The sequence below is a fragment of the Sulfurivermis sp. genome (genome assembly GCF_059410345.1).
This window is the reverse complement of the sequence record NZ_JBLJDO010000012.1, coordinates 44,499-68,682: the sequence shown is the minus strand read 5'-3', so window position 1 is coordinate 68,682 and position 24,184 is coordinate 44,499. Positions and strand designations below refer to the sequence as shown.

24 protein-coding genes are annotated in these 24,184 nt (G+C 63.8%); 12 read left to right on the top strand and 12 right to left on the bottom strand.

From position 1 onward, the window contains the following. Both ACMV8A_RS10630 and ACMV8A_RS10625 read left to right on the top strand, forming a co-directional pair. Positions 1–825, top strand: a complete 825-nt coding sequence (locus ACMV8A_RS10630; RefSeq protein ID WP_495325757.1) for a glycosyltransferase — start codon at positions 1–3, stop codon at positions 823–825. After that, positions 822–1,838 carry a glycosyltransferase family 9 protein gene (locus ACMV8A_RS10625; RefSeq protein ID WP_495325756.1) on the top strand — a complete coding sequence of 339 codons (1,017 nt, stop codon included), beginning with the start codon at positions 822–824 and terminating at the stop codon, positions 1,836–1,838. Before ACMV8A_RS10630 ends, ACMV8A_RS10625 begins: the two co-directional genes overlap by 4 nt. Before the next feature lie 45 nt (positions 1,839–1,883). On the opposite strand, the gene ACMV8A_RS10620 is transcribed toward ACMV8A_RS10625, so the two are convergent. From ACMV8A_RS10620 to glnE, 9 genes are all read right to left on the bottom strand, one after another. After that, complete coding sequence (locus ACMV8A_RS10620; protein WP_495325755.1) at positions 1,884–2,996, bottom strand: glycosyltransferase family 4 protein; 1,113 nt, start codon at positions 2,994–2,996, stop codon at positions 1,884–1,886. Then, positions 2,993–3,763 carry a glycosyltransferase family 2 protein gene (locus ACMV8A_RS10615; RefSeq protein WP_495325754.1) on the bottom strand — a complete coding sequence of 257 codons (771 nt, stop codon included), beginning with the start codon at positions 3,761–3,763 and terminating at the stop codon, positions 2,993–2,995. Before ACMV8A_RS10615 ends, ACMV8A_RS10620 begins: the two co-directional genes overlap by 4 nt. Next, entirely contained in the window at positions 3,756–4,784 is a 1,029-nt protein-coding gene (gene waaF / locus ACMV8A_RS10610; RefSeq protein ID WP_495325753.1) for a lipopolysaccharide heptosyltransferase II, read from the bottom strand. Before waaF ends, ACMV8A_RS10615 begins: the two co-directional genes overlap by 8 nt. Next, positions 4,784–5,554, bottom strand: a complete 771-nt coding sequence (locus ACMV8A_RS10605) for an aldo/keto reductase (RefSeq protein ID WP_495325752.1) — start codon at positions 5,552–5,554, stop codon at positions 4,784–4,786. The genes waaF and ACMV8A_RS10605 overlap by 1 nt, the downstream gene beginning before the upstream one ends. Then, positions 5,545–6,741 (bottom strand): FAD-dependent oxidoreductase, encoded by a 1,197-nt coding sequence (locus ACMV8A_RS10600; RefSeq protein WP_495325751.1) that lies wholly within the window; start codon positions 6,739–6,741, stop codon positions 5,545–5,547. Before ACMV8A_RS10600 ends, ACMV8A_RS10605 begins: the two co-directional genes overlap by 10 nt. 4 nt (positions 6,742–6,745) lie before the next feature. Next, the gene (gene hldE / locus ACMV8A_RS10595) at positions 6,746–8,182 is read right to left on the bottom strand and encodes a bifunctional D-glycero-beta-D-manno-heptose-7-phosphate kinase/D-glycero-beta-D-manno-heptose 1-phosphate adenylyltransferase HldE (RefSeq protein WP_495325750.1); all 1,437 of its coding nucleotides are present in this window, start codon (positions 8,180–8,182) and stop codon (positions 6,746–6,748) included. 40 nt (positions 8,183–8,222) lie between these two features. Further along, on the bottom strand, positions 8,223–8,435 hold the full coding sequence (locus tag ACMV8A_RS10590; RefSeq protein ID WP_495325749.1) for a zinc-finger domain-containing protein: 213 nt from the start codon (positions 8,433–8,435) through the stop codon (positions 8,223–8,225). A gap of 66 nt (positions 8,436–8,501) precedes the next feature. Then, the gene (locus ACMV8A_RS10585; protein WP_495325748.1) at positions 8,502–9,425 is read right to left on the bottom strand and encodes a branched-chain amino acid transaminase; all 924 of its coding nucleotides are present in this window, start codon (positions 9,423–9,425) and stop codon (positions 8,502–8,504) included. Positions 9,426–9,488: 63 nt separating this feature from the next. After that, positions 9,489–12,386, bottom strand: a complete 2,898-nt coding sequence (gene glnE, locus ACMV8A_RS10580; protein WP_495325747.1) for a bifunctional [glutamate--ammonia ligase]-adenylyl-L-tyrosine phosphorylase/[glutamate--ammonia-ligase] adenylyltransferase — start codon at positions 12,384–12,386, stop codon at positions 9,489–9,491. Between the two features lie 383 nt (positions 12,387–12,769). Here glnE and ACMV8A_RS10575 point away from each other — a divergent pair, with 383 nt between their 5' ends. Further along, complete coding sequence (locus tag ACMV8A_RS10575; protein WP_495325746.1) at positions 12,770–13,321, top strand: RNA polymerase sigma factor; 552 nt, start codon at positions 12,770–12,772, stop codon at positions 13,319–13,321. Further along, entirely contained in the window at positions 13,318–14,064 is a 747-nt protein-coding gene (locus tag ACMV8A_RS10570) for a hypothetical protein (protein WP_495325745.1), read from the top strand. The genes ACMV8A_RS10575 and ACMV8A_RS10570 overlap by 4 nt, the downstream gene beginning before the upstream one ends. A 104-nt stretch (positions 14,065–14,168) precedes the next feature. Here ACMV8A_RS10570 and groL read toward each other — a convergent pair whose 3' ends face one another. From groL to ACMV8A_RS10555, 3 genes are all read right to left on the bottom strand, one after another. Then, a complete protein-coding gene (gene groL / locus ACMV8A_RS10565) occupies positions 14,169–15,812 on the bottom strand; it encodes a chaperonin GroEL (protein WP_495325744.1) in 1,644 nt (547 codons plus the stop codon). Positions 15,813–15,866: 54 nt separating this feature from the next. Further along, entirely contained in the window at positions 15,867–16,157 is a 291-nt protein-coding gene (gene groES, locus ACMV8A_RS10560) for a co-chaperone GroES (RefSeq protein ID WP_495325743.1), read from the bottom strand. Between the two features lie 167 nt (positions 16,158–16,324). Beyond that, positions 16,325–16,771 carry an FxsA family protein gene (locus tag ACMV8A_RS10555; RefSeq protein WP_495325742.1) on the bottom strand — a complete coding sequence of 149 codons (447 nt, stop codon included), beginning with the start codon at positions 16,769–16,771 and terminating at the stop codon, positions 16,325–16,327. Between the two features lie 83 nt (positions 16,772–16,854). On the opposite strand from ACMV8A_RS10555, the gene cutA reads away from it, so the two are divergent. The 8 genes from cutA (at position 16,855) to prmA (ending at position 24,184) form a co-directional block, all read left to right on the top strand. Then, positions 16,855–17,178, top strand: a complete 324-nt coding sequence (gene cutA / locus ACMV8A_RS10550; RefSeq protein WP_495325741.1) for a divalent-cation tolerance protein CutA — start codon at positions 16,855–16,857, stop codon at positions 17,176–17,178. Further along, positions 17,175–19,406, top strand: coding sequence for a protein-disulfide reductase DsbD (locus tag ACMV8A_RS10545; protein ID WP_495325740.1), 2,232 nt, complete (start codon positions 17,175–17,177; stop codon positions 19,404–19,406). Before cutA ends, ACMV8A_RS10545 begins: the two co-directional genes overlap by 4 nt. Positions 19,407–19,518: 112 nt before the next feature. Beyond that, a complete protein-coding gene (locus tag ACMV8A_RS10540; RefSeq protein ID WP_495325739.1) occupies positions 19,519–20,037 on the top strand; it encodes a TlpA family protein disulfide reductase in 519 nt (172 codons plus the stop codon). A gap of 248 nt (positions 20,038–20,285) precedes the next feature. After that, positions 20,286–20,735, top strand: coding sequence for a type II 3-dehydroquinate dehydratase (gene aroQ / locus ACMV8A_RS10535; protein WP_495325738.1), 450 nt, complete (start codon positions 20,286–20,288; stop codon positions 20,733–20,735). Positions 20,736–20,750: 15 nt separating this feature from the next. Continuing rightward, positions 20,751–21,194, top strand: coding sequence for an acetyl-CoA carboxylase biotin carboxyl carrier protein (gene accB, locus ACMV8A_RS10530; protein WP_495325737.1), 444 nt, complete (start codon positions 20,751–20,753; stop codon positions 21,192–21,194). Between the two features lie 30 nt (positions 21,195–21,224). Continuing rightward, on the top strand, positions 21,225–22,565 hold the full coding sequence (accC, locus tag ACMV8A_RS10525; protein WP_495325736.1) for an acetyl-CoA carboxylase biotin carboxylase subunit: 1,341 nt from the start codon (positions 21,225–21,227) through the stop codon (positions 22,563–22,565). A 170-nt stretch (positions 22,566–22,735) separates the two neighbouring features. Beyond that, positions 22,736–23,236: a bacteriohemerythrin gene (locus ACMV8A_RS10520; RefSeq protein ID WP_495325735.1), complete on the top strand. Its 501-nt coding sequence runs from the start codon at positions 22,736–22,738 to the stop codon at positions 23,234–23,236. Positions 23,237–23,305: 69 nt separating this feature from the next. After that, positions 23,306–24,184, top strand: a complete 879-nt coding sequence (gene prmA, locus ACMV8A_RS10515) for a 50S ribosomal protein L11 methyltransferase (RefSeq protein ID WP_495325734.1) — start codon at positions 23,306–23,308, stop codon at positions 24,182–24,184.

The window sequence follows — 24,184 nt, the reverse complement described above, 5'->3', positions numbered from 1 at the left end:
GTGGCGCAGTATAAGGCGACTCTGGTTGTTTCCATCTACAAGGATATTGCCAAGCTGCGTGCTATTTTGGACACGCTGCACTGGCAAAGCTTTCAAGACTTCGAAATCCTGATTTCTGAGGATGGGGCCGCAGCCAACGTGGCCGAATTTCTTCGGCCCTATCAGGTCCGCCTACCCAATCTGTCGCACCTGACCCAGGAAGATGCCGGGTTTCGCAAAAATCGTGCCCTGAACCGCGCCATCCGTGCCGCACACAGCGACTATTTCATTTTCATCGACGGCGACTGCGTCCCCCATAGCCGCTTCGTGGAAGCGCATCTCCACCAGGCCGAACCGCAGGCGGTATGCGCCGGCCGGCGCGTCGAGCTGGGGCCGCTTTACTCACAGCGACTCATCGAACAGCCGGACTTCCTGCGCCAACTGGAAAATCCATGGCACTATCTGACGCTGTCCCGCGCCCTGCATAATGATGGCATCAAGAACTATGAATTCGGTTTCGTCTCGCCGCTACTGCATCGATTGACGCACAAGCGGCCCATCCACATCGTCGGCAGTAACTTCTCCTGCTCGCGCGCCGCGCTGGAGGCGGTAAACGGTTTCAATGAAGAGTTCGAGAGCCCCGGTATCGGCGAAGACTCGGATATGGAGTGGCGTCTGAATGCGGCGGGCTACCACATCAAGAACATCAAGTTTCTGGCCACGGTTTATCATCTGCACCATCCACGCAGCTATGTGGTCAGCGAGCGTAATCGTCAGATCATGGCGGAAACCCGGACCCAAAACCTGTGGCGCTGCCAGCGCGGACTTGATCAGGCCGTGCCGTGAAGCTGCTCGTTGTCCGCACCGACAAACTGGGCGACTTCATGCTCACCTGGCCGGCGCTGGCCTTGCTCAAGGCCAGTCTGCCGCAGGCGGAGATACACCTGCTGGCGCGTGAGTACACCCGGCCGATGGCCGGGCTGTGCCCATGGGTTGATGACATCATGCTGCTGCCGGAAGGGAGCAGTGAATTCGGCAACTGGCTGACTCTGGTGCAAAGGCTGCGCGCACAGCACTACGACGCCGTCATCACCCTGTTCTCCAGCGGTACGATTGCCACCGCCTGCCTGGCGGCCCGCATTCCCTACCGCCTCGCCCCAGCGACCAAGCTTGCCCAGGTGTTCTACAACCACCGTCTGAGACAACGCCGTTCCCGTTCGGAAAAACCGGAATGGGAATACAACGTCGATCTGGTGCGGCGCTTTCTGGCCGATCAACGCATGGCGGAAGCCGCACTACCAGCAGCGCCCTACCTGAAGTTTCCGGCCGAAGCGTCCACGGAGCTGCGTCAAAATTTCTGTCGTGAGCATGGCGTCGACGCGCAAATGCGCCTGGTCTTGATCCATCCCGGCAGCGGCGGCTCGGCCAGCAACCTGTCACTGGAACAATACGCCGCGCTCGCGGCAGCGCTGCACAGCGCACACCCGCTGCACTTCGTCATCGGCTGCGGCCCGGGCGAGGACTTCAAGGCGGAGACGCTGGCCGCCCTGCTCGAAACACGGCCTCACACCATCCTGCGCGCCGGCGGCATCGTCGACTACGCGCGCCACATCGCCGCCATGGACCTGTTCATCAGCGGCTCCACCGGTCCGTTGCATGTGGCCGGCGCCCTCGACGTGCCCACGGCGGCCTTCTATCCGCGCCGCCGTTCCGCCACGCCGCTGCGTTGGCAGACACTCAATACGCCGTCGCGTCGGCTGGCGTTCACGCCAGAGATTACGGCGGAGGAATCGGATATGAGTGGGGTGGACCTTGCTGCTGCGGCACAGGCCATCAGCCGACAGTTCCTTGGGGGATAGTCACCCGGCATTCACCAAGAGGACTTGGCTCCAGTCGAGTAACTTTCAATCGGGCGCGTTGGTGCCGAGCAACACCGCCGCCAGGCGCTGGTAGTGTTTTTCTTCCGCAAACAGATCGTCGGCGCGCGCCTTGCCCGCCGCCGCCAACTGGCGACGCAACGTGTCGTTGCGCGCCAGATGTTCCAGCTGGCGCGCCAGATGGGCGGCATCTTCCGGCGTGAACAATAAACCGGTTACGCCGTCCTCGATAATCTCCGGCACACCGCCTGCATTGGTGCCAACCACCGCCACGCCGCAGCGCATCGCCTCGGCCAACACCAGACCGAAGGTCTCCATGCGTGTGGTGAGCACGACGGCATCGAAGGCAGGCATCACCTCCATGGGCGATTTGTGCGGACCATGCAACACCACGATCTCGCGCAAGTCCCTCTCTTCGATCTCGCGCCGCAGCCGCTGCTCATAGGCCGCGTCCATGGCCGGGCCGATCAAAGTGGCATGGGCCGGAATCCCGACGGCGCGCAGGTGCTGTACCGCCTCGATGAGCAAATGCTGTCCCTTCTGCTCCTCCATGCGGCCGATGAGACCGATGGCAAAGACGCGTTCCGGGATATGCAATGAATGACGCAGCGCCCGCCTCTCGCCCGCGCCAAGCGGCTCCGGTGCCGGCACGCCGTAGTACAGTCGCTGCACGCGCTCCTCCGGCAGGGGCAACAACTGCCGCGCCTGACGCAGCAGCTTGTCGGTGATGGTGAGATACAGATCGATCTGCCGATAGAGAAAGCGATGGTAGGCATCGGCCTTGGCGCGGGTCAGAGCCATCTGCCGGGTATACACCAGGCGCACCGGGCGGCTGGCCCAGCGCTTGGCGAGGGCGGCCAGCAGCAGGTCGTGGCCCCAGTGCATGTGTACCACGTCCACGCCAGCCTGATCGATGAGCCGCGCCAGGCGCCAGGCTGCCAGTAGCGGCAGGGTACGGCTGCGCCGCGCCAAGGTAACGTGCGCCAACCCCTGCTCGTGCAGACGCCGCTCCAGCATGGTGCCGGGCCTCACCACGGCCATCACTTCATGCCCCTGACGTTGCAGCGCCTGTGTGGTGCGCAAGGCATACAATTCGAGTCCGCCGACGCCGTCGGAAGTGCACAGTTCGAGTATTTTCACAGCCGGCTCCGCCCCGGTTGACGCTGGTGCAACAGCACCTTGGCATATTTGACGAAGGCATGCATGAAGGACAGCGTGGCGACGATGAACCCCGCCAGGCCGTCGAGAAAACCGCGTTTGACGAAATACAGACGGATAAAGGTCCACAGGCCATGGCTCAGCGGTGACAACAGGGAAACCTTCTTGCCCTTCGCAATGATCTCGCGCGCGCCGATTTCGGTGAAGTTGTCGATAGTGCGCAGGTGTTCGGAAATGCTGCTGAACGAATAGTGCAGGATATCGCCCTTGAGGTCGACCACCTGCACACCGTCATCCATCACCACCCGATCATGGGGATTGGTGCCACCCCAGCGCGCATTGCGCTTGTTGAACAGGCGCACCTTGCGATCCGGATACCAGCAGTGGTTGAGCCAGCGGTAGACATAAAAGGTCTTGCGCGCCATGCGGTAGGCACGTTCTTCACTCAGTCCGTCCTTCAACGCCAGGATCGACTCGCGCAGCTCCTGCGACAGGCGCTCATCACAATCCAGGCTCAGTATCCAGTCGTGGCTGGCGTGACTGACCGCCAGATTCTTCTGCTCCACATGGCCAAGAAATTTCTGGTGGAATATTTTGTCCGTATAGCGGCCGGCGATCTCCAGCGTGCGGTCGGTGCTGAGAGAGTCGACGACGATGATCTCATCGGCGATGCCAGCGAGGCTACGCAGACACTCCTCGATCTTCTGCTCTTCGTTGAAGGAGATGATGCAAGCGGAAATCTTAGCCATCGCTTTGCCGGCTCCATAGCATATTCAGTGCCGCCATCACTGCGGCCGGTGCGATGCCCGTAAGACAGGGGGTATCGCCCAGCGGGCACATCCGCTCGAAACAGGGGCTGCACTCCAGGTCACGATACAGTACCTGCGCCCGGGACGACAGCGGCGGCGTATAGTCCGGGCTCGACGAACCGTACAACGCCACCAGCGGTATGCCCACTGCTGCGGCCACGTGCATCAGGCCGGAATCGTTGCTCACCGCAGCTGCTGCTAGCGACAGCAGATCCACGGCATCCTCCAGCCGCGTCCGTCCGCACAGATTGAGCGTATCCGGCGCGCCAGCGACGATGGCGGCACCATCGGCCTGCTCCTTGGTTGAGCCGATGACCCACACCTGGTACCCGGCAACAAGTAGCTCGCGCGCTAGTGCAGCGTAATGCTCCAGCGGCCAGCGCTTGGCCGGGCCGTACTCGGCGCCGGGCAATAGTGCCACCACCGGGCGCGCCAGGTCGAGGCTGAACTCCTGCACCAGGCGGGTGCGATTGCCGGTATCCACGGCAAGATGCGGCAACGGAATCTCCGGTGGCGGCAACGCCGCATCCGGAGGCAGGCCGAGGGCGACATAGCGCTGCACCACGCGCGGCAACCGCGCCTTGTCCAGCGTGCGCCTGTCGTTGATGAGGCCATAGCGCATTTCGCCGCGATAACCGGTGCGAAGCGGAATTCGGGCAAAAAAGGGAATCAGGGCTGCCTTGAACGAACGTGGCAGCACGATGGCCTGGTCATAGTGACCGGCACGCAAGGTACGGCCAATGTGCCAGCGCACCGCCAGACCCAGGCTACCGTGCCCTACCGGCAGAGCGACGACGCGGCAGACCTCGGGCATGCGTGCCAGCAGGGGCAGGGACCACTGCGGCGCCACCACATCGACCTTCGCGCCACGCGCCACCAACGTCATGAACAGGCTTTGCGCCATGACCATGTCGCCTACCCAGGCCGGGCCGACCACCAGTATGCGCGATGCAGCGACCATCAGCGGCCCGCCAACACCCGCTCGGTGATGGCGACGTTGTCGCGCAGATGGAGCGGATTGATGGTACCGACGATGACACTGTGCACCGCGTGCTGGGCGAAGACAAAGCGCAGGGCGTCTTCCACGTTCTGTGCATGGCCGCTCTGCAGGCCTTTCTTGATCAGCACACCCTTGTTCAACTGCGCGGCACGCTGCAACACCGGCAGTTCGTCGGTATAGACCGGATTGTAGCTGGCCATTACCACGTCCATGTGCTCCACGCACCAGAGGCCGCCGTCGACCGTCTTGGTGGACATGCCGACGGCGCGAATCAAGCCCTCATGCTTGAGCTGCTGCAGCGTATCGCACACTGCCTCTTCACGGATGATGCGCATGTCGTCGCCGTCGGAATGCACCAGCACGACGTCGATATAATCGCGACCGAGACGCTTGAGACTGCGCTCAATGCTCATCCGCGTATAGGCGGCGGAGAAATCAAAAGACGACTGGCCATGTTCAAATATCTCGCCCACCTTACCGACGATGACCCAGTCGTTCTTGCGTGGCAACAGTTGACCGAGGCGCTCCTCGCTGTTGCCGTAGGCTGGCGCGGTATCGAGCACGTTGATGCCCAGTTCCCACGCCAGGTCAAACAATTCACGTACCGCGGCATCGTCGGGAATCGTGAAGCCGGTCGGATACTTCACCTGCTGATCGCGGCCGATCTTCACCGTGCCGAGTCCCAGCGGGCTCACCTGAAGGCCGGTCGAACCCAGCGCCCTCAACTCCATCGTTCATCCTCCTGCCACGGCAGCAGCGCATAGCCGGGGAACCGCCACGCGGGCGGCTTCACCACGGCAGCGGCCGGGACGACGCCTGCCTGGTGCAACATCTCTGCGATACGCGCCGCCAGACGCGGCGCAAAGGCGAGCTTGGTGGGCCAGGCGGTGATCACACCAGCGCGCTCATCAGCAAACACGTCGTCGGGACGGCGGCAGTCGGGCATGCGCGGTTCGGCGCGGTCGATATCCAGGGTGGCGAATTCGCACTGCGAGAAATCGATCCACGGCAGCAGTGTCGCCAGTTCATGGCGCGCGGCAGCCAATTGTTCGGCGTCACTGCGGCGCACGCCCTCCTCCGCCAGATCACCGCCCAGATACCACACGGTGCGGCGCTGGCTGTCGTAGTGCGTGCTGATGGTGAGACGCGGGTTGGTGCTGGCGCCGAGACAGTGGGCATACACCCCCTGCGGCAGATCGCCGCGCACCATCACCATCTTCAGGGGGCGCGTCTGCATCTGCGGCGCATCGCGTCCCAGGAGTTGCAGCAGTGCGGCGTTGCCCTTGCCTGCGGTGAGCACCAGACGGCGGGCGGCGATGCTGCGCTGCTGCGCACCGTCCTGCAACGTCAGTTGAATGCCGTCTGCTCCGGCCACGGCCTGCACCACGGTGCCGCGCCAGATCGCCTGCTCGTGGGGAGAGGCCAGGGCATGCACCAGGGCAGCGGTGTCCAGCACCGGCTCCTCCAGCCGATACACCTGACCGCGGAAATCGCGATGACGAAATACAGTGGGATAATCACTGGCTTCCAGTGGCGCAATGCGGCTGCGCATCATCTTGCTGGCGAAGAAACCGGCCATGCGTGAGGTGAGGCTGGCGGTGGACCAAAGATACTGGTGATCGGACATCAGACGCACGGCGCGCAGATCGATCTCGCCGTGGCCTTCGAGACAGGCGCGCCACAACGGCGGCATCGCTGCGATGGCCTCGCTGGAGCCGCTGACCGCGCCGGTGAGGGCATATTTGGTGCCGCCATGGATGATGCCCTGGGCGTAGCGCGTCTGACCGGCACCAAGCACAGCGGATTCGATGAGTACGGCGCTGTAGCCCTGCTGGCGCAGCCGCGCCAGCAGCCACAGGCCGGCGACACCGCCGCCGCAGATCACTACATCGGTCGAAAACTCGGCGGGCGTGGTCATCCCGTCAATCGGTCTTGGCCGTGGCGCGGATCGCCTTGATGAGGCCGGTGGTGGAGCAGTTATCCACATAATCCATCACCAACACCTGGCCGCCGGCTTCGCGCACGCAGTCACCGCCTGGGATGTTGGCCGGGTTGTTGTCGCCGCCCTTGACCAGGATGTCGGGCTGAACCTTGCAGATCAGGCGCGTCGGCGTGTCTTCGTAGAACGGCACCACCCAATCGACGCAGCCGAGCGCGGCGAGCACGAACATGCGCCGTTCCATGGTGTTGACCGGACGCTCGGGGCCTTTCAACCGCTTCACCGAGGCATCGTCGTTGACGGCAACGATCAGGCGGTCGCCGAGGCGGCGCGCCTGCTGCAGATAGGTGACATGACCGGCGTGCAGGATATCGAAGCAGCCGTTGGTCATCACCACGGTCTCGCCATGGGCCTTGGCCTCGCGCACCAGGGCGACCAGGTGGTCCTCATCGACCATGCCCAGTTCCATTTCATTCTGATCGCGCAGCGCCTTGCCCAGTTCCTGCACGTTGACGGTGGCGGTGCCCAGCTTGCCCACCACCACGCCGGCGGCAACATTGGACAGCGCGGTGGCATCGGCCAGGTCCTGGCCCGCAGCCAGTGCTGCCGCGAGCGTGGACAACACGGTGTCACCGGCACCGGTGACGTCGAACACCTCGCGCGCGCGGGTGGGCAGGTGCAGCGGCGCATGGTCCTCGCGCAACAGGGTCATGCCGCGCTCGCTGCGGGTGATGAGCAGCGCTTCCAGATTCAAATGGCGGCGCAGGTTCTCGCCCTTGGCCACCAGATCGTCTTCGCCGTGGCAACGTCCCACAACCGCCTCGAACTCGGCCAGGTTGGGGGTGATCAGGGTGGCACCGCGATACTTCTCGAAATCGGTACCCTTGGGATCGATCAGCACCGGCTTGCCGGCGGCGCGCGCCGCACTGATCAGCTCACGCACCGCGCGCAGCGTGCCCTTGCCGTAATCGGACAGCACCACCGCGCCGGCCGCCGCCACCTGCGCCTGGAACAGCGCGATGAGTCCCTGCGGGTCGTGGCCCTGAAAGCCGTCCTCGAAGTCGCAGCGGATCAATTGCTGATGACGGCTGATCACACGCAGCTTGGTGATGGTGGAATACTTTTCCAACCGCTCGAAATGGCATTCGACACCTTCGCTTTCGAGCCGGCGACGCAGCACGTCCGCCGCCTCGTCCTGGCCGGTGAGACCGATGACGGCGGCGCGGCCGCCGAGTGCGGCGATGTTGAGCGCCACGTTGCCGGCACCACCGGGACGCTCCTCGGCCTCGCCGACGTGGACCACCGGCACCGGAGCTTCGGGAGAGATGCGCGAGGTGTCACCGTGCCAATAGCGATCCAGCATCAGATCGCCGACGACGAGCACGCGGCTGGAAGAAAAATCGGGGATGTGCAGTTTCATTGAATACCAGGAGCCAGGGGCTAAAGTGCGCTGACGGATTTCAGTGGCCGCCGACCTTGCCCTTGAGGACATAGCGGGCGCCACAGTAGGGGCAGGTGGCTTCACCCTTTTCCGCAATGGGCAGATAGACGCGGGGATGCATGTTCCACAGGCTGGAGCTGTCCATGGGGCAGTGCACCGGCAGATCCGCTGCCGTCACTTCGTAGTAACGCTGCGTCGTGCCGTTCTTGGCCTGGGCTGCTGCACTGCTCATGGATTGTCTCCTGTATCCCCTGATCGTGGGGCAGACCGCAGTCCGCCCCACATTGAAATCACCCTGTCACTTGACGTAGGTGAGCCAGTCCGCATTTTCCGCACGGCGGCCGTGTACCTGATCGAAATACATCGCCTGCAGGCGCGCGGTGATCGGGCCGCGGCTGCCGCTGCCGATGGCGCGGTTATCCACCTCGCGGATCGGTGTCACCTCGGCGGCGGTGCCGGTGAAGAATGCCTCATCGGCGATATACACCTCGTCACGGGTGATGCGCTTTTCCTTGATGGTCAGACCAATTTCGGCGGCGAGACGGAAGATGGTGTCGCGGGTGATGCCGTCCAGCGCCGAAGTGAGATCCGGTGTATAGATCACGCCGTTGCGCACGATGAAGATGTTCTCGCCGGAACCTTCCGCCACGTAGCCTTCATTGTCCAGCAGCATGGCCTCGTCCACGCCGCAGGACAGTGCCTCGCGCAGGGCCAGCATGGAGTTCATGTAGTTGCCATTGGCCTTGGCCTTGCACATGGTGATGTTGACGTGATGGCGCGTGAACGACGAGGTACGCACGCGAATGCCTTTCTCCATGCCCTCGGCGCCGAGATAGGCGCCCCAGGTCCAGGCGGCGACCATCACGTGCACCTTGAGGTTGTCGGCGCGCAAGCCCATGCCCTCGGAACCGTAGAAGCACATCGGGCGAATGTAGGCCGACTCCAGATTGTTCTCGCGCACCACGGCGCGCTGCGCCTCATTGAGGGTGTTCTTGTCGAACGGCATCGGCATCATCAGGATGTGCGCCGAGCGGAACAGGCGATCGGTGTGCTCCTTGAGGCGGAAGATGGCCGTACCCTTGTCGGTCTTGTAGGCGCGCACGCCCTCGAACACACCCATACCATAGTGCAGAGTATGAGTCAGCACGTGGGTCTTGGCCTCACGCCAGGGCACCATTTCGCCATCCAGCCAGATCAGGCCGTCGCGGTCAGACATCGACATCAAAAATTCTCCTCAATACAAACTTGAATAACCGTTACGCCGCGGACCGCGGCAGCACAAAATTCATTCCATCAATTCGCGCCAGATGCGCGACACCTGCGCGCGCAGTGCGTCGAACTCGCCGCCCCCTACCAGCGCCGGCTGCTCCAGCAGGGTGAGCCGGTGCACCCGGGCGCGGTAGGCACGATAGGCGTCGGCCAGCAGTTCGGCGTCGGCCGACGGTAGCCGTCCGGCCTGCGCCAGGCGTTCGAGCAGGCGGATATTGTCGGTGAAATCAAGCAGGGCGGGATGCGCGTGCGCCCACGCCAGAACGCCATATTGCACCATAAATTCTATGTCCGCGATACCACCGGGGTCTTGTTTCAAATCGAACTTTTCCGTTCCGCCTTTGGCCAGTTGCGCGCGCATGCGCTCGCGCATTTCACGCACCTCCTGGCGCAGTTTTTCCTGCTCGCGCCGCCGGCCGAGAATCTGGCGGCGGATCTGCTCGAAGGACTCGATCACCGCCGGGTCGCCGGCCACGCCGCGGGCGCGCACCAGGGCCTGATGCTCCCAGGTCCATGCCTCAGTGCCCTGGTAGGCGGCAAAGGCATCGAGGCCGGACACCAGCAGGCCGGAGGCGCCGCTGGGGCGCAGACGGGTATCCACCTCGTACAGCACGCCGGCGGGGGTGCGCGTGCCGAGGATATGGATGATGCGCTGGGCCATGCGGGCGTAGAACACGGCGTTGTCCACCGGCCGCTCACCGTCGGTCTGGCGGCCTTCGCTTTCGTTGCTGTGCAGAAACACGATGTCCAGGTCGGAGCCATAACCCAGCTCGATGCCGCCCAGCTTGCCGTAGGCGATGATGGCAAAGCCGGTGTCACAGGCACGGCCCTCACCGCAGGCAGGGCGGCCGTGGCGGCCGATCATGTGGCGCCAGGCCAGGGTCAGGGTTTCGTCCAGCAACACCTCGGCCAGCTCGGTAAGGTGATCGCTCACCACCATCAGCGGCACCGCCTCCATCACGTCGGCGGCGGCCACCCGCAGGGTATTGGCCTGCTTGAAGTGGCGCAGGGCATCCATCTGCGCCTCCTGGTCATCCGCGGCCACATACATCATGCGCTGGCGCAGCTCGTTGGACAGCTCCTTGCGCCGCGGCGGTGCGTACAACGAGCGCGGATCAAGAAGTTCATCCAGCAGCAGCGGATAGTGCGCCAGCTGCGAAGCAATCCACGGCGAGGCGCCGCACAGGCGCACCAGTTGTGACAGGGCCATGGGATTTTCCACCAGCAGGGCCAGATAGGAGCTGCGCTTGGCGATGGTTTCCACCAGGTGCAGCAGACGCTGCAGGGTGATGTCCGGCTGCTCGCCCTGTCCCACGGCGCCCAGCAGCAACGGGATCAGGTGATTCATGCGCGTGCGCCCCTGGGCGCTCAGGCTCAAAAAGGCACGGCCCTGGCGTACCTGCTGCACCAGACGATACACCTCCGCGGTATCGCCGTAGCCGGCCTGGGCCAGGGCGTGGCAGGCCTGCTCCTGATCCAGATTGCCCTGCCACACGCCGGTGAGGTCCAGGCTGTCGGACTCGGCGTGTTCGGTCTGCGGTGCGGCGAACACCTGCTCGAAATGCTGGTGCACGCGACGCATGTGATCGCGCAGCACGGTCTCGAAGGCCGCCCAGTTGTCGAAACCCATGCTCCAGGCCAGACGCAGGCGGCCGGTGTCGTCCTCGGGCAGGTCGTGGCTCTGGCGGTCCTGGTATTCCTGGATGCGGTGTTCGGTGTTGCGCAGAAAGATGTAGGACTCGGTCAGCTCATCCACCACGAAATCGGGCAGCCAGCCAAAGCCGCGCAGGGCCTCCAGCACGGTGAGGATGCGCCGCACCTGCAGGGTCGGCTCGCGCCCACCACGGATCAGCTGAAAGGCCTGACCGATGAACTCCACCTCGCGGATACCGCCGGCGCCCAGCTTGACGTTGTCCTCCATGCCCTTGCGCTGTACCTCGCGACCGATCATCGCCTTCATCTCGCGCAGCGACTGGAAGGCGCCGTAGTCCACGTAGCGGCGATAGACGAAGGGCTTGAGCATGGCCATCAGCTCCGCGCCCGCCTCCTTGTCGCCCGCCACCACCCGCGCCTTGATCATGGCGTAGCGCTCCCACTCGCGGCCGTGTACCTGGTAGTAATCCTCCATGGCATCGAAGGACAGCGCCAGGGCGGAGGACTCGCCAAAGGGGCGCAGGCGGGTGTCGACGCGGAACACATAACCCTCGGCGGTGGGGTTGCTCAGCACGTTGCCAAGGCGTTGGCCGAGGCGGATGAAGAACTCCTGATTGGTGGTGCTGCGCCGCCCGTCGCGGGTCTCGCCGTCCTCGGGATAGGCCAGGATCAGGTCCACATCGGAGGAGAAATTGAGTTCGTGCGCACCGAGCTTGCCCATGCCCAACACCACCATGCGCTGCGGCACGCCATCGGCGTTACTGGGAATGCCCCACTGCTCGCATTGCCAGCGGTACAGATGCTCCAGCGCCAGATCGATGCAGGCGTCGGCCAGGGCCGACAGGTCGGTCACCACCTCGTTCAGTTCGCTATGGCCGGCGAGGTCGCGCCAGGCAATGCGCACCATTTCACGGCGGCGGTAGCGACGCAGCAACACGCCCAACTGGGCCTCCTCGGGCACCCCGTCCAGCAGGGCCGCGAGTTGCTGCCGATAGTGGCCGGCGGCATAGCTGCGCCGCAGGTCACCGCTCGTATACAAATCCTGCAACAGTGCCGGGTGACGCACGCAGGCGTCGGCCACAAACTCGCTGCACGCCCACACCCGGGCCAGTTCGGCAAGAAACTCCGGCGCAAAGACGACTGCCGGGGAGGATTCGAGAAAAAACTGCCACTGCCGCTGCACCCGCTCCTGCAAAGGCTGGGGGATGGCGCGCAGGGCGTCGCTGAAAATGGGTTCGGAGGTCACGTTCGAGCCGGCCATGGAGAAGAATGGCCCGATTGTAGCAGTACCGCCGGTCCGCGCGGCACGGCGTAAAAAAACCGGGATTCAAACCGATACGGATACCGGATGAATCCCAGCCCAAGGTGGGGGAAAGGAGGATCCCCACGACAACATGCGGCCCGCGAATCGGGGGACGGACCGCACGTCCAAGCGTGGACAACCGGCAAAACCCCACTGAAACCAGTGTTAAAGGCCGCGGGGTTTGCGCGTGTTGTCTGCGGGGTTAAGATGGGCTGTAGCACATTTTTATTCCGGGCCGCCGCGATGGAATATTTCCATCGCGGCGGCCATCTACAGTTAACAGGGCGCACCAGACGCCGGATAACAATTAAAACAACGACCAAGCGCAAGTGGAGGACAAGATGGGCATATTGGGAATGTTTTGCCGCTCGCACGACTTCAACAACCGTCTCGAGCAAAACCGCAAGCGGCTGTACCGGGTGGCCTATTCCTGGTGCCACAACACGCATCTGGCCGACGATTTGGTGCAGGAAACCATGCTGCAGGCGATGAAAAGCGCCGCCAGCCTGCGCTCCTTCGAGGCCATGGATAGCTGGCTATTCAGTATCCTGACCAACTGCTGGCGCGGCCATCTGCGCAGCCGCCGCGACCTGCAGGAGTTCGACGAAAACGAGTTCCAGAGCGACTCCAGCCCGGAGGACGCCAACCAGCAGATGCAGACCGTGCATCGGGTACGCAACGCGGTAGCGCGTCTGCCACAGGGCCAGCGCGAGGTACTCACCCTGGTCGACCTGGAAGGATTCAGCTATGCCGAGGTGGCGGAGATCCTGACCATTCCCATCGGCACCGTCATGAGCCGCCTGTGCCGCGCGCGCCAGGCATTGAAGGAAAAACTGATTGATGCGGCTGCGGCCGCCCCACACAACGAAGCCAGGCTGGTGAGGGTCAAATGACTACCCAACACTTCTCGGATGAACAGCTGCATGCCTTCGTCGACGACCAGCTCGGTCCCGAGGAACAGGAGCAGATTTTCGTGGCGTTGAAGCGCGATGAGAACCTGAGCCGCAAGGTATGCGAAATCCGCCGCGTGCAGGACATGGTGCGCCATGCCTACGCCGAGCCGCCGGAGGCCCCGTCGCATCCGGCACCGCGCCGACGCTGGCGCCTCAGTGATGCGGTCGCCGCCACCGTGCTGCTGGCCGTGGGCGCCGTGGCCGGCTGGTTTGCCCATGGGCCGCAGGCCACCGCGCCGACGCTGCCGCAACTGGCCACCTATGAACGGCAGGAGCTGGACGCCTTCCAGACCGTGCAGTTGCTGTCCGCCCAAGGCATGCAACAGAACGTGGTGCTGCATATCACCACCAGCGACGCCAACAAGCTGCGCTACGCCCTGGACGAGGTGGAAACCCTGCTCAGTTCCTACCGCCTACGCGGCATCCCCATCAAGCTGGAGGTGGTGGCCAACGGTGAGGGCATCGCCCTGCTGCGCTCCGACGTGTCGCCCTATCCGCAGCGTACCCAAGAGCTGATCCGCAAGTACGACAACCTCGCCGTGCTGGGCTGTGCCAACACCCTGCGCTGGCTGCAGGACCAAGGCATCGATACCCATCTGCTGCCCGAGGTCGGCACCACCAAATCCGGCCTGGAGCGGGTGGTGGATCGACTACAGGAAGGCTGGCTGTACGTGAAGGTTTAAAGCAGCACTGTAGGGCCGGCTTCAGCCCGCCAACCTTGACCCTGAAACAAAAAAGCCCCGCCGGTCTCCCGGCGGGGCTTTTTCATGCGCGGAGCGCGGAGGGCTTACATCATGCCCATACCGCCCATACCACCCATGTCACCCATGTCCGGCGCGCCACCCTTCTCTTCCTTCGGCAGCTCGGCCACCATGGCCTCGGTAGTGATCATCAGGCCGGCGATGGAGGCCGCATTCTGCAGCGCGGAACGGGTCACCTTGGTGGGGTCCAGGATACCCATTTCGATCATGTCGCCGAAATCGCCGTTGGCGGCGTTGTAGCCGAAATTGCCCTTGCCTTCCTTCACCTTGTTGACGATGACGGACGGCTCTTCACCGGCGTTGGCCACGATCTGGCGCAGCGGCTCTTCCATGGCACGACGGGCGATGCTGATGCCGACGTCCTGCTCGTGATTGTCGCCCTTGAGGCCCTTGATGGCTTCCAAAGCACGGATCAGGGCGACACCGCCGCCGGGAACCACGCCTTCTTCCACTGCGGCGCGGGTGGCGTGCAGGGCGTCTTCGACGCGGGCCTTCTTCTCCTTCATTTCCACTTCAGTGGCCGCACCGACCTTGATCACCGCCACGCCACCGGCCAGCTTGGCCATGCGCTCCTGCAGCTTCTCACGGTCGTAGTCGGAGGTGGTCTCTTCCATCTGGGCACGAATCTGCTCGACGCGGGCCTTGATGTCGGAAGCCTTGCCGGCGCCATCGATGATGGTGGTGTTTTCTTTGGCGACGACCACCTTCTTGGCGGTGCCCAGGTCATCCAGGGTCGCCTTCTCCAGGGACAGGCCGACCTCTTCGGAGATCACCTGACCGCCGGTGAGGATGGCGATGTCCTGCAGCATGGCCTTGCGGCGGTCACCGAAGCCCGGCGCCTTGACGGCGGCGACCTTGACGATACCGCGAATGGTGTTGACCACCAGGGTGGCGAGGGCCTCGCCCTCTACGTCCTCGGCGATGATCAGCAGCGGGCGGCTGGACTTGGCCACGCCTTCCAGCACCGGCAGCAGCTCGCGGATGTTGGAGATCTTCTTGTCGTGGATCAGGATGAACGGGTTGTCCAGCTCAGCAGTCATGGTCTGCTGGTTGTTGACGAAGTACGGCGACAGGTAGCCACGGTCAAACTGCATGCCTTCCACCACGTCCAGCTCGTTCTCAAAGCCGGAACCGTCTTCCACGGTGATGACGCCTTCCTTACCCACCTTGTCCATGGCATCGGCGATGATCTTGCCGATGGAGTCGTCGGAGTTGGCGGAGATGGTGCCGACCTGGGCGATGGCCTTGCTGTCGGTGCAGGGCTTGGACATCTTCTTCAGCGCCTCGACCGCGGCCACCACGGCCTTGTCGATACCGCGCTTCAGGTCCATCGGGTTCATGCCGGCGGTCACCGACTTCATGCCCTCGATGACGATGGACTGGGCCAGCACGGTAGCGGTGGTGGTGCCGTCACCGGCGATGTCGGAGGTCTTGGAGGACACTTCCTTCACCATCTGCGCGCCCATGTTCTCGAACTTGTCCTTCAGTTCGATTTCCTTGGCGACGGAGACGCCGTCCTTGGTGATGGTGGGGGCGCCGAAGGACTTCTCCAGCACCACGTTGCGGCCCTTGGGACCCAGGGTCACCTTGACCGCGTTGGCCAGAATGTTGACGCCACGCAGCATACCGTGACGGGCGACATCACCGAACTTGACTTCTTTTGCACTCATCTTGTATCGATCCTCTGTAATTCGTTGGCTTTAGTACGGTGGGACGGAGCGGACTCAGCCCTCGATCACGCCCATCAGGTCTTCTTCGCGCATGACCAGCAGGGTCTCGCCGTCGACCTTGACCTCGGTGCCGGCATACTTGCCGAACAGCACCTTATCACCGGCCTTCACATCCAGCGCACGGACTTCGCCGTTGTCCAGGATCTTGCCCTTGCCCACGGCAACCACCTCGCCCTGAATCGGCTTCTCGGTGGCGCTGTCCGGGATCACGATGCCACCGGCGGACATCCGCTCCTCTTCCTTGCGACGAACAATGACGCGATCATGCAGGGGACGAATTTTCATGCTCAGTTACCCTCTTAAGCTGATGATTTTTCTTGAAATAGACCGCAGCGGAGTCTGCGGTAATGAAGCCGCGCGGCGCGCACCTTTGTTAGCACTCGCCGCAGGTGAGTGCTAATAATAATGACGAGTTGGGGAGAGTCAAGGGCGGGCGCGACAGAAAACTGCCTTCAGTCGTCTTCCCGGGTGTACTGACCTTCGAGAGTCGCCGGGCCACGGCGCGGGCCGGAGGCCGGCCCGGACGGGCGCGGCGGCCGGGGCAGGCCACGGCGCAGGACCGCGGCGACCAGGGCGTGGCGCAGGGGCGGCACCAGACCGAGCAGGCCGAGCACGTCGGTGAAAAAACCCGGCAGCAGCAGCATCGCCCCCGAAACCAGGATCACCAGCCCCTCCAGCATGGCGGCGGTCGGCATCTCGCCCTGCTGCGTCATGCGCTGCACCCGGTTCAGCACGCTCAGACCCTGGTGGCGCAGCAGCAGGGTGCCCAGTACGGCGGTAAACACCACCAGGGCGATGGTCGGAATGGCGCCGATCGCGCCGCCCACCTGGATCAACAGATATATCTCGACGATGGGCAGCAAGAGCAACAACAGGAATAAAAGGCGGGGCAGGGACATCTCTACTCTCAACAGCGGGGGAATTGGCCGGCATGATTATGCCCGATGATGCAGTGTGACGGCGAATCCGATATCTTGCACCGATGCAACACTACCTCGTCCTCAGCACCTGCCCGGACCTCGACTGTGCCCGCACCCTGGCTGAAATGCTGGTACGCGAACGCCTGGCGGCCTGCGTCAACATCGTGCCGGCGGTGCATTCGGTATACGAGTGGCAGGGCACGGTGCAACAGGAATCCGAATGCCAACTGCTCATCAAGACCACCAGCGAACGCTATGCGGCGCTGGAGGAGGCCTTGCGCCGCCACCACCCCTATGAACTGCCGGAGATCATTGCTGTCCCACTCGCCACGGGCCTACCGGCCTATCTGCACTGGATAAACCACCAAACGGAAAACAACGAATGAGAATCGTGCTGAAGTATTGGCTTGCCCTCCTCGCCCTGACCCTGTTCCTGGCCGGCCCAGCCGCGGCAGACGATGACGACCTGCTGCCACCGGAACAGGCCTTCGCGCTCAAGGTCACCGCCCTCGATGCCGTGACCCTGCGCGCCGAGTGGAATGTCGCCAAGGGTTATTACCTATATAAGGATCGCTTCAGCTTCAGCACCAACACCCCCGGCGTCACCCTGGGCACGCCCAAGTTCCCCGCCGGCAAGATCAAACAGGACGAATTCTTCGGCAGGGTGGAGACCTTCGCCGGCCGCACCGTCATCGACATTCCCGTGATCCGCACGGCCGCCGCCCCCAGCAGCCTCGATCTCATCGTCGGCTCCCAGGGCTGCGCCGAGATCGGCGTGTGCTATCCGCCGCAGCGCAACACCATCAAGGTCACCCTGCCCGCCGCTCCTGCGGCTGCGGCCGCACCCACCAAGTCGCTGGCCCAGCTGCAGCAGACGCTGGGCGGCGCCGCCCAGGACGACGACGTGCTGGAGCCCGACGTGGCCTTCCGCTTCGATGCCGATGTGGCCACCGATGCCGTGACCCTGCGCTGGCAGATCGCCCCGAACCACTATCTCTATAAAGACAAGTTCACCTTCCAGCTCAAGGATGGCAGCGCCGCCACCCTGGGCAGCTACACCCTGCCCTCCGGCGAGGAGAAGAACGACGAGTTCTTCGGTCGCATCTTCGTATTCCACGATGCGGTGGAGGTACGCATCCCGGTGCAGCGCAGCGGCGACGCCACCCTGCTGGTGAGCTACCAGGGCTGCGCCGAGCTGACCGGCATCTGTTATCCGCCGATCCGCAAGGAAGTGAACCTGGACCCGGCCGCCGCCGCCGTCAGCAGCGCCGCGGCGCCGGCCGCCGCCGCAGCCGCCGCGCCCCAGTCGGAGCAGGATTCCCTGGCCGCCGCGCTGGCCGGCGACAACCGCTGGCTCACCGTGCTCACCTTCCTCGGCCTCGGCCTGCTGCTCGCCTTCACGCCCTGCGTGTTCCCGATGATCCCCATCCTGTCCAGCATCATCGTCGGCCAGGGCGCGGAACTGACCACGCGTCGGGCCTTCATCATGTCCCTGGTCTATGTGCTGGCGATGGCATTGACCTACACCGTGGCCGGCGTGCTCGCCGGCCTGTTCGGCGCCAATCTGCAGGCCGCCTTCCAGAACGTCTGGATATTGGGCGCCTTCAGCCTGGTGTTCGTACTGCTGGCCCTGTCCATGTTCGGCTTCTATGAGCTGCAACTGCCCTCGGCACTGCAGACCAAGCTGAGCGAGATTTCCAACAAGCAGCAAGGCGGCAGCCTCATCGGCGTGGCCATCATGGGCCTGCTCTCTGCGCTGATCGTCGGTCCCTGCGTGGCGCCGCCGCTGATGGGCGCGCTGATCTACATCGGCCAGACCGGCGACGCCGTGCTCGGCGGCCTGGCCCTGTTCGCCCTGTCCATCGGCATGGGCGCACCGCTGCTGCTCATCGGCACCTCGGCCGGCAAACTGCTGCCGCGGGCCGGCGGCTGGATGAACGCCATCAAGGCGGTGTTCGGCGTGATGCTGCTGGCGGTGGCGCTGTGGATGCTGGAGCGCGTGTTGCCGGCCTCCATCACCATGTTGGCCTGGGCGCTGCTGATCATCACCTCGGCCATCTACATGGGTGCGCTGGAGCCGCTCAAGGACAATGCCTCCGGCTGGCGCAAGCTGTGGAAGGGCCTGGGCCTGGCGCTGCTGATCCACGGCGCCCTGCTGCTGGTGGGCGCCGGCGCCGGCGGCAACGACCCGCTGCAGCCGCTGCGCGGCGTGGGCTTTGGCGGCGGCGCCGGCATGATGCAGCCGGCCAAGCTGGAGTTCCGCAAGGTGAAGACCGTGGCCGACATGGAGCAGGCCGTTGCCGCCGCCGCCGCCCAGGGCAAGCCGGTGATGCTGGACTTCTATGCGGACTGGTGTGTGTCGTGCAAAGAGTTCGACAAGTACACCTTCTCCGATGCCGGCGTAATCCAGACCCTGTCCGGCGCCGTGCTGCTCAAGGCCGACGTCACCGCCAACGACGCCGACGACCAGGCCCTGCTACGCCACTTCAAGCTTATCGGCCCGCCCAGCCTGCTGTTCTTCGGCGCCGACGGCAAGGAGCGTCAGGGCTTCCGCGTAGTCGGCTTCATGGGACCGGAAGAATTCCGCGCCCATGTGGAGCGCGCGCTGCGTTAAGACCAGAATCATCCGCAAATGAACGCGAATCGACGCAAATAGATTTCCTCTTCTTTAATTTGCATCCATTCGCGTTCATTTGCGGACCCAATCTTTAGATGAGGTTTTTCCGATGCACCGTCTGTTGACCGTCCTGGCCCTGGGGGCCGCCCTGTTCAGCGCCGGTTGCGGCACCGAAAGCACCGCCGTACCGGCAGTACCGGCCAGCCAGGCGGCGGCAACGCCTGTCGCGTTCAACTTCCCCGATCTGGACGGCAAGCAGCGCGCTTTGACGGAATGGCAGGGCCAGGTGGTACTGGTCAATTTCTGGGCGCCCTGGTGTCCGCCCTGTCGCAAGGAAATGCCGGCGCTGATGGAATTGCAGGAAAAACACGCTGCCCGCGGCCTCACCGTGGTCGGCATCACCATCGATACTCACGACAACGCCGAGGCCTTCGCCGACAACCTGGGCATCAACTTCCCCATCCTCATCGGCGAGGACGGCGGCCTGGAGCTGGCACAGACCCTGGGCAACAAGGTCGGCGCCCTGCCCTACACCGTGGTTCTGGACCGCCAAGGCCGCGTCGCCTACACCCACCGCAGTGAAATCACTCTGGAACAGGCCGAACAGGCGGTACTGCCGTTGTTGTAAACAGGATACCCCTGTTGTAAATGAGCACCCCGTCACAGCTTTATATGGGCTGATTTTGCGCGGAACTGCTTTGAACTGGCGGTAACTCCCGTTTCGTAGACAAACCCCTCCAGCTGGTGCACAATCTCACGCCGTATTCCATTGCACGCCTGCGGTATTGATAACCGCTAGGCCGCATCTGCGGCAATTCGACGGGAACGTGCGGAAAAATCACAATAAGATCCGCCTCTATTCCCCAGGGAAGCTCCATGGCAAAACTGCTGGTATTGAACGGCCCCAACCTGAACCTGCTAGGTACCCGCGAACCCGGCCACTATGGACACACCACCCTGGCCGAGATCGACGCCCGCTTGCAGCAGCAGGCCGGCGCCGCCGGTCACACCCTCGAGTGTTTCCAGAGCAACGCCGAACATGAGCTGGTGCAGAGGGTGCACCGTGCGCGGGACGAGGGCATTGCCTACATCATCATCAATCCGGCCGCCTTTACCCACACCAGCGTCGCATTGCGCGATGCCCTGGCCGGTGTCGCCATTCCGTTCATCGAGGTACATCTGTCCAACGTGCATGCGCGCGAACCGTTCCGCAAGCACTCCTATTTCTCCGATCTGGCCCGCGGCGTCATCAGCGGTCTGGGGCCGATGGTTTACGAACTGGCGCTCACTGCGGCGCTGCAACAAATTTCTGCGAACAACAACTGAACAGGACTAACCACAATGGATATTCGCAAGGTCAAGAAACTCATCGAACTGCTGGAAGAATCCGGCGTCGCCGAGATCGAGATCCACGAAGGCGAAGAGTCGGTACGCATCAGCCGCTACAGCCAGAACGCCGCCCCCGCCGTGGCCATCGCCGCCCCGGTGGCAGCCCCGGTCGCCGCGGCACCCGCCGCCGCCCCGGCGGCGGAAAAGAAGGAAGAAGTCAGCGGCCATGCCGTCACGTCCCCCATCGTCGGCGCCTTCTACCGCTCGCCCTCGCCCCAGGCCAAGGCCTTCGTCGAGGTGGGCTCGCGCGTCAACGTCGGCGACACCCTCTGCATCATCGAAGCCATGAAGATCATGAACCAGATCGAGGCCGACAAGGCCGGCGTGATCAAGGCCATCCTGGTCGAGAACGGCCAGCCGGTGGAATTCGGCCAGCCGCTGTTCATCATCGAATAACCCAAGCCGAACGCGAGCAACCCACCTCCTATGTTCGACAAAATCGTCATTGCCAATCGCGGTGAAATTGCGCTACGCATTCTGCGCGCCTGCCGCGAGATGGGCATCAAGACCGTGGCGGTGCATTCCACCGCCGACCGCGACCTCAAACATGTGCGCCTGGCCGATGAATCGGTATGCATCGGCCCGCCGCCCTCCAACCAGAGCTACCTCAACATCCCGGCGCTGATCAGTGCGGCGGAAGTCACCGACGCCCAGGCCATCCACCCCGGCTACGGCTTCCTGTCCGAGAATGCCGACTTCGCCGAACGCGTGGAACAGAGCGGCTTCGTGTTCATTGGCCCGCGCGCCGACACCATCCGACTGATGGGCGACAAGGTGTGCGCCAAGGACGCGATGATCAAGTCCGGCGTGCCCACCGTACCCGGTTCCGGCGGCGCCCTGCCAGACGACCCGGACGAATGCATCCGCATCGGCCGTGAAGTGGGCTACCCGGTGATCATCAAGGCCGCCGGCGGCGGTGGCGGGCGCGGCATGCGCGTGGTGCATTCCGAGGCAGCCCTGCTCAACTCCATTTCGCTCACCCGCGCCGAGGCCGGCAGCGCCTTCAACAACGACATGGTGTACATGGAGAAGTACCTGGAGAATCCGCGCCACGTGGAGATCCAGGTGCTGGCCGACACCCACGGCAACGCCATCTACCTGGGCGAACGCGACTGCTCCATGCAGCGCCGTCACCAGAAGGTGATCGAGGAGGCCCCGGCCCCCGGCATCACCGAGGAGCAGCGCAAGCGCATCGGCGAGCGCTGCGCCCGTGCCTGCCAGGAGATCAGCTACCGTGGCGCCGGCACCTTCGAGTTCCTGTACGAAAACGGCGAGTTCTACTTCATCGAGATGAACACCCGCGTGCAGGTGGAACATCCGGTCACCGAGTTGATCACCGGCGTCGACATCGTCAAGGAGCAGATCCGCATCGCCGCCGGCCTGCCGCTGTCATATAAGCAGAGCGACATCAAACTGCGCGGCCACGCCATCGAATGTCGCATCAACGCCGAAGACCCGACCAACTTCATGCCCTGCCCCGGCACCATCAACCAGGTGCACTTCGCCGGCGGCCCGGGCATTCGCGTCGACAGCCACATCTACAACGGCTACAAGGTGCCGCCCTACTACGACTCGATGATCGGCAAACTCATCGCCTGGGGCGAGGACCGCGACGCAGCCCTGGCGCGCATGCGCACGGCCTTGAGCGAGATGTATATCGACGGTATCAAGACCAACATCCCACTGCACCAGGACCTGTTGCGTGATTCGGCCTTCCAGGCCGGCGGCACTAACATCCACTACCTGGAAAAGAAGCTGAAACTCTGATCTGTCGGCAATTTGCGGACATCTGTCTGAAAAGGCCGTTATCTTCGGATAACGGCCTTTTTCCTTCCCCATATGGAAACAACCTGTTTGTTGATTTAAATCAATATTAATCTTTCATGATTTTGCAACAATTCACAGACTTTCCCCGCAACCCTCTTGGAGAGCCGGCCATGAGCCAAGCCGCTGCCAGCCCGCTACCCGCATCAAACAACACCCTCATCGACTGGAGCGACGACCTCAGCGTCGGCATTCAGGAAATCGACGATCAGCACCAGTTCCTGGTGGAACTGCTCAACAAGCTGCACCGGGCCATCCACCAGCGCCAGGGCAAGGCCGCCGCCGAGGCGATCCTGGTGGAACTGGTGGACTACACCAAGATCCACTTCGCCGTCGAAGAGAGTCTGATGCGCATCCTCGGCTACCCAGCCTACGACGACCACAAGCAACAGCACGATCACCTCATCAGCGAGATCCACGAATTGCAGGAAAAACTGGCCAGCGGCAAGAAATCGATCACCTTCGAACTGCTGCACTTCCTGCGCATCTGGCTCACCAAGCACATCATGGAAGACGACCAGCACTACAGTCCGTTCTTCCTGTCCCGCGGCGCCGTCGCCACCAGCGAGAAAAAATCCATCGCCGGGCGGCTGTGGAGTTCGCTGTTCGGCTGAACCCGCGCGCCCCGCCAGCGAGCGGATCGGGTATGATGCGGCCTACTCCTCCGCCGCACATTCGCCCCCATGCCCTGGCTGCAATTAATATTCGAAACCGACGCAGAACACGCCCCTGACCTCGCCGAGCTGCTCAGCGAGGAAGGCGCCGTCGCCGTCACCATGGAGGACGACGCCGACCAGCCGCTGTACGAGCCGCCGCCGGGCGCCACGCCGCTGTGGCAGGCCACCCGCGTGGTGGCCCTGTTCGAGGCCGACCACGACATGCCGGCCACCCTCAGTGCGATAACCACCGCCTGGGCACCGCGCGAGCTGCCGGCCTGGCGACTGGAGCAGTTGGAAGACCGCGACTGGAGCCGGGAGTGGATGGACACCTACAAGCCGATGCGCTTCGGCACGCGGTTGTGGATCGTGCCGAGCTGGACCGAGGCGCCGGATAGCGCGGGCGTCAACATCCTGCTCGACCCGGGCCTCGCCTTCGGCACCGGCACCCATCCCACCACCCGCCTGTGCCTGGAGTGGCTGGACGGCCATCCCACAGAACGGCAACGGGTGATCGACTACGGCTGCGGCTCGGGCATCCTCGCCATCGCCGCCGCCCTGCTGGGTGCCGAGCATGTGTGGGCCATCGACAACGACCCACAGGCGCTCACCGCCACCCGCGACAACGCCGGCCGCAATGATGTCGCCACCCGCATCCATACCGCCCTGCCCGAAGGCCTGCCGGCCTGCCAGGGCGACGTGCTCATCGCCAATATCCTGGCCGGCCCGCTGATCAGCCTGGCGCCGCACTTCGCCACCCTGGTGCGCCCCGGCGGGGCCATCGTACTGTCCGGCATCCTGCCGGATCAGGCGGCGCAGGTGCTGGAGGCCTACCGCCCCTGGTTCGACATGGCGCCGCCCAGCGAACACGATGGCTGGGTGCGCTTGGAAGGCCGCCGGAAATAG

What these genes read in the sequence shown, in the direction of transcription:
- ACMV8A_RS10605 (WP_495325752.1), bottom strand. Translation starts at nt 5,554, where the DNA reads ATGGAGTTGAGGGCGCTGGGTTCGACCGGCCTTCAGGTGAGCCCGCTG.
- accB (WP_495325737.1), top strand. Translation starts at nt 20,751, where the DNA reads ATGGATATTCGCAAGGTCAAGAAACTCATCGAACTGCTGGAAGAATCC.
- ACMV8A_RS10555 (WP_495325742.1), bottom strand. Translation starts at nt 16,771, where the DNA reads ATGTCCCTGCCCCGCCTTTTATTCCTGTTGTTGCTCTTGCTGCCCATC.
- aroQ (WP_495325738.1), top strand. Translation starts at nt 20,286, where the DNA reads ATGGCAAAACTGCTGGTATTGAACGGCCCCAACCTGAACCTGCTAGGT.
- ACMV8A_RS10615 (WP_495325754.1), bottom strand. Translation starts at nt 3,763, where the DNA reads ATGGCTAAGATTTCCGCTTGCATCATCTCCTTCAACGAAGAGCAGAAG.
- groL (WP_495325744.1), bottom strand. Translation starts at nt 15,812, where the DNA reads ATGAGTGCAAAAGAAGTCAAGTTCGGTGATGTCGCCCGTCACGGTATG.
- ACMV8A_RS10600 (WP_495325751.1), bottom strand. Translation starts at nt 6,741, where the DNA reads ATGACCACGCCCGCCGAGTTTTCGACCGATGTAGTGATCTGCGGCGGC.
- accC (WP_495325736.1), top strand. Translation starts at nt 21,225, where the DNA reads ATGTTCGACAAAATCGTCATTGCCAATCGCGGTGAAATTGCGCTACGC.
- prmA (WP_495325734.1), top strand. Translation starts at nt 23,306, where the DNA reads ATGCCCTGGCTGCAATTAATATTCGAAACCGACGCAGAACACGCCCCT.
- waaF (WP_495325753.1), bottom strand. Translation starts at nt 4,784, where the DNA reads ATGGTCGCTGCATCGCGCATACTGGTGGTCGGCCCGGCCTGGGTAGGC.
- groES (WP_495325743.1), bottom strand. Translation starts at nt 16,157, where the DNA reads ATGAAAATTCGTCCCCTGCATGATCGCGTCATTGTTCGTCGCAAGGAA.
- ACMV8A_RS10575 (WP_495325746.1), top strand. Translation starts at nt 12,770, where the DNA reads ATGGGCATATTGGGAATGTTTTGCCGCTCGCACGACTTCAACAACCGT.
- ACMV8A_RS10570 (WP_495325745.1), top strand. Translation starts at nt 13,318, where the DNA reads ATGACTACCCAACACTTCTCGGATGAACAGCTGCATGCCTTCGTCGAC.
- ACMV8A_RS10545 (WP_495325740.1), top strand. Translation starts at nt 17,175, where the DNA reads ATGAGAATCGTGCTGAAGTATTGGCTTGCCCTCCTCGCCCTGACCCTG.
- ACMV8A_RS10590 (WP_495325749.1), bottom strand. Translation starts at nt 8,435, where the DNA reads ATGAGCAGTGCAGCAGCCCAGGCCAAGAACGGCACGACGCAGCGTTAC.
- ACMV8A_RS10520 (WP_495325735.1), top strand. Translation starts at nt 22,736, where the DNA reads ATGAGCCAAGCCGCTGCCAGCCCGCTACCCGCATCAAACAACACCCTC.
- cutA (WP_495325741.1), top strand. Translation starts at nt 16,855, where the DNA reads ATGCAACACTACCTCGTCCTCAGCACCTGCCCGGACCTCGACTGTGCC.
- hldE (WP_495325750.1), bottom strand. Translation starts at nt 8,182, where the DNA reads ATGAAACTGCACATCCCCGATTTTTCTTCCAGCCGCGTGCTCGTCGTC.
- glnE (WP_495325747.1), bottom strand. Translation starts at nt 12,386, where the DNA reads ATGGCCGGCTCGAACGTGACCTCCGAACCCATTTTCAGCGACGCCCTG.
- ACMV8A_RS10540 (WP_495325739.1), top strand. Translation starts at nt 19,519, where the DNA reads ATGCACCGTCTGTTGACCGTCCTGGCCCTGGGGGCCGCCCTGTTCAGC.
- ACMV8A_RS10585 (WP_495325748.1), bottom strand. Translation starts at nt 9,425, where the DNA reads ATGTCGATGTCTGACCGCGACGGCCTGATCTGGCTGGATGGCGAAATG.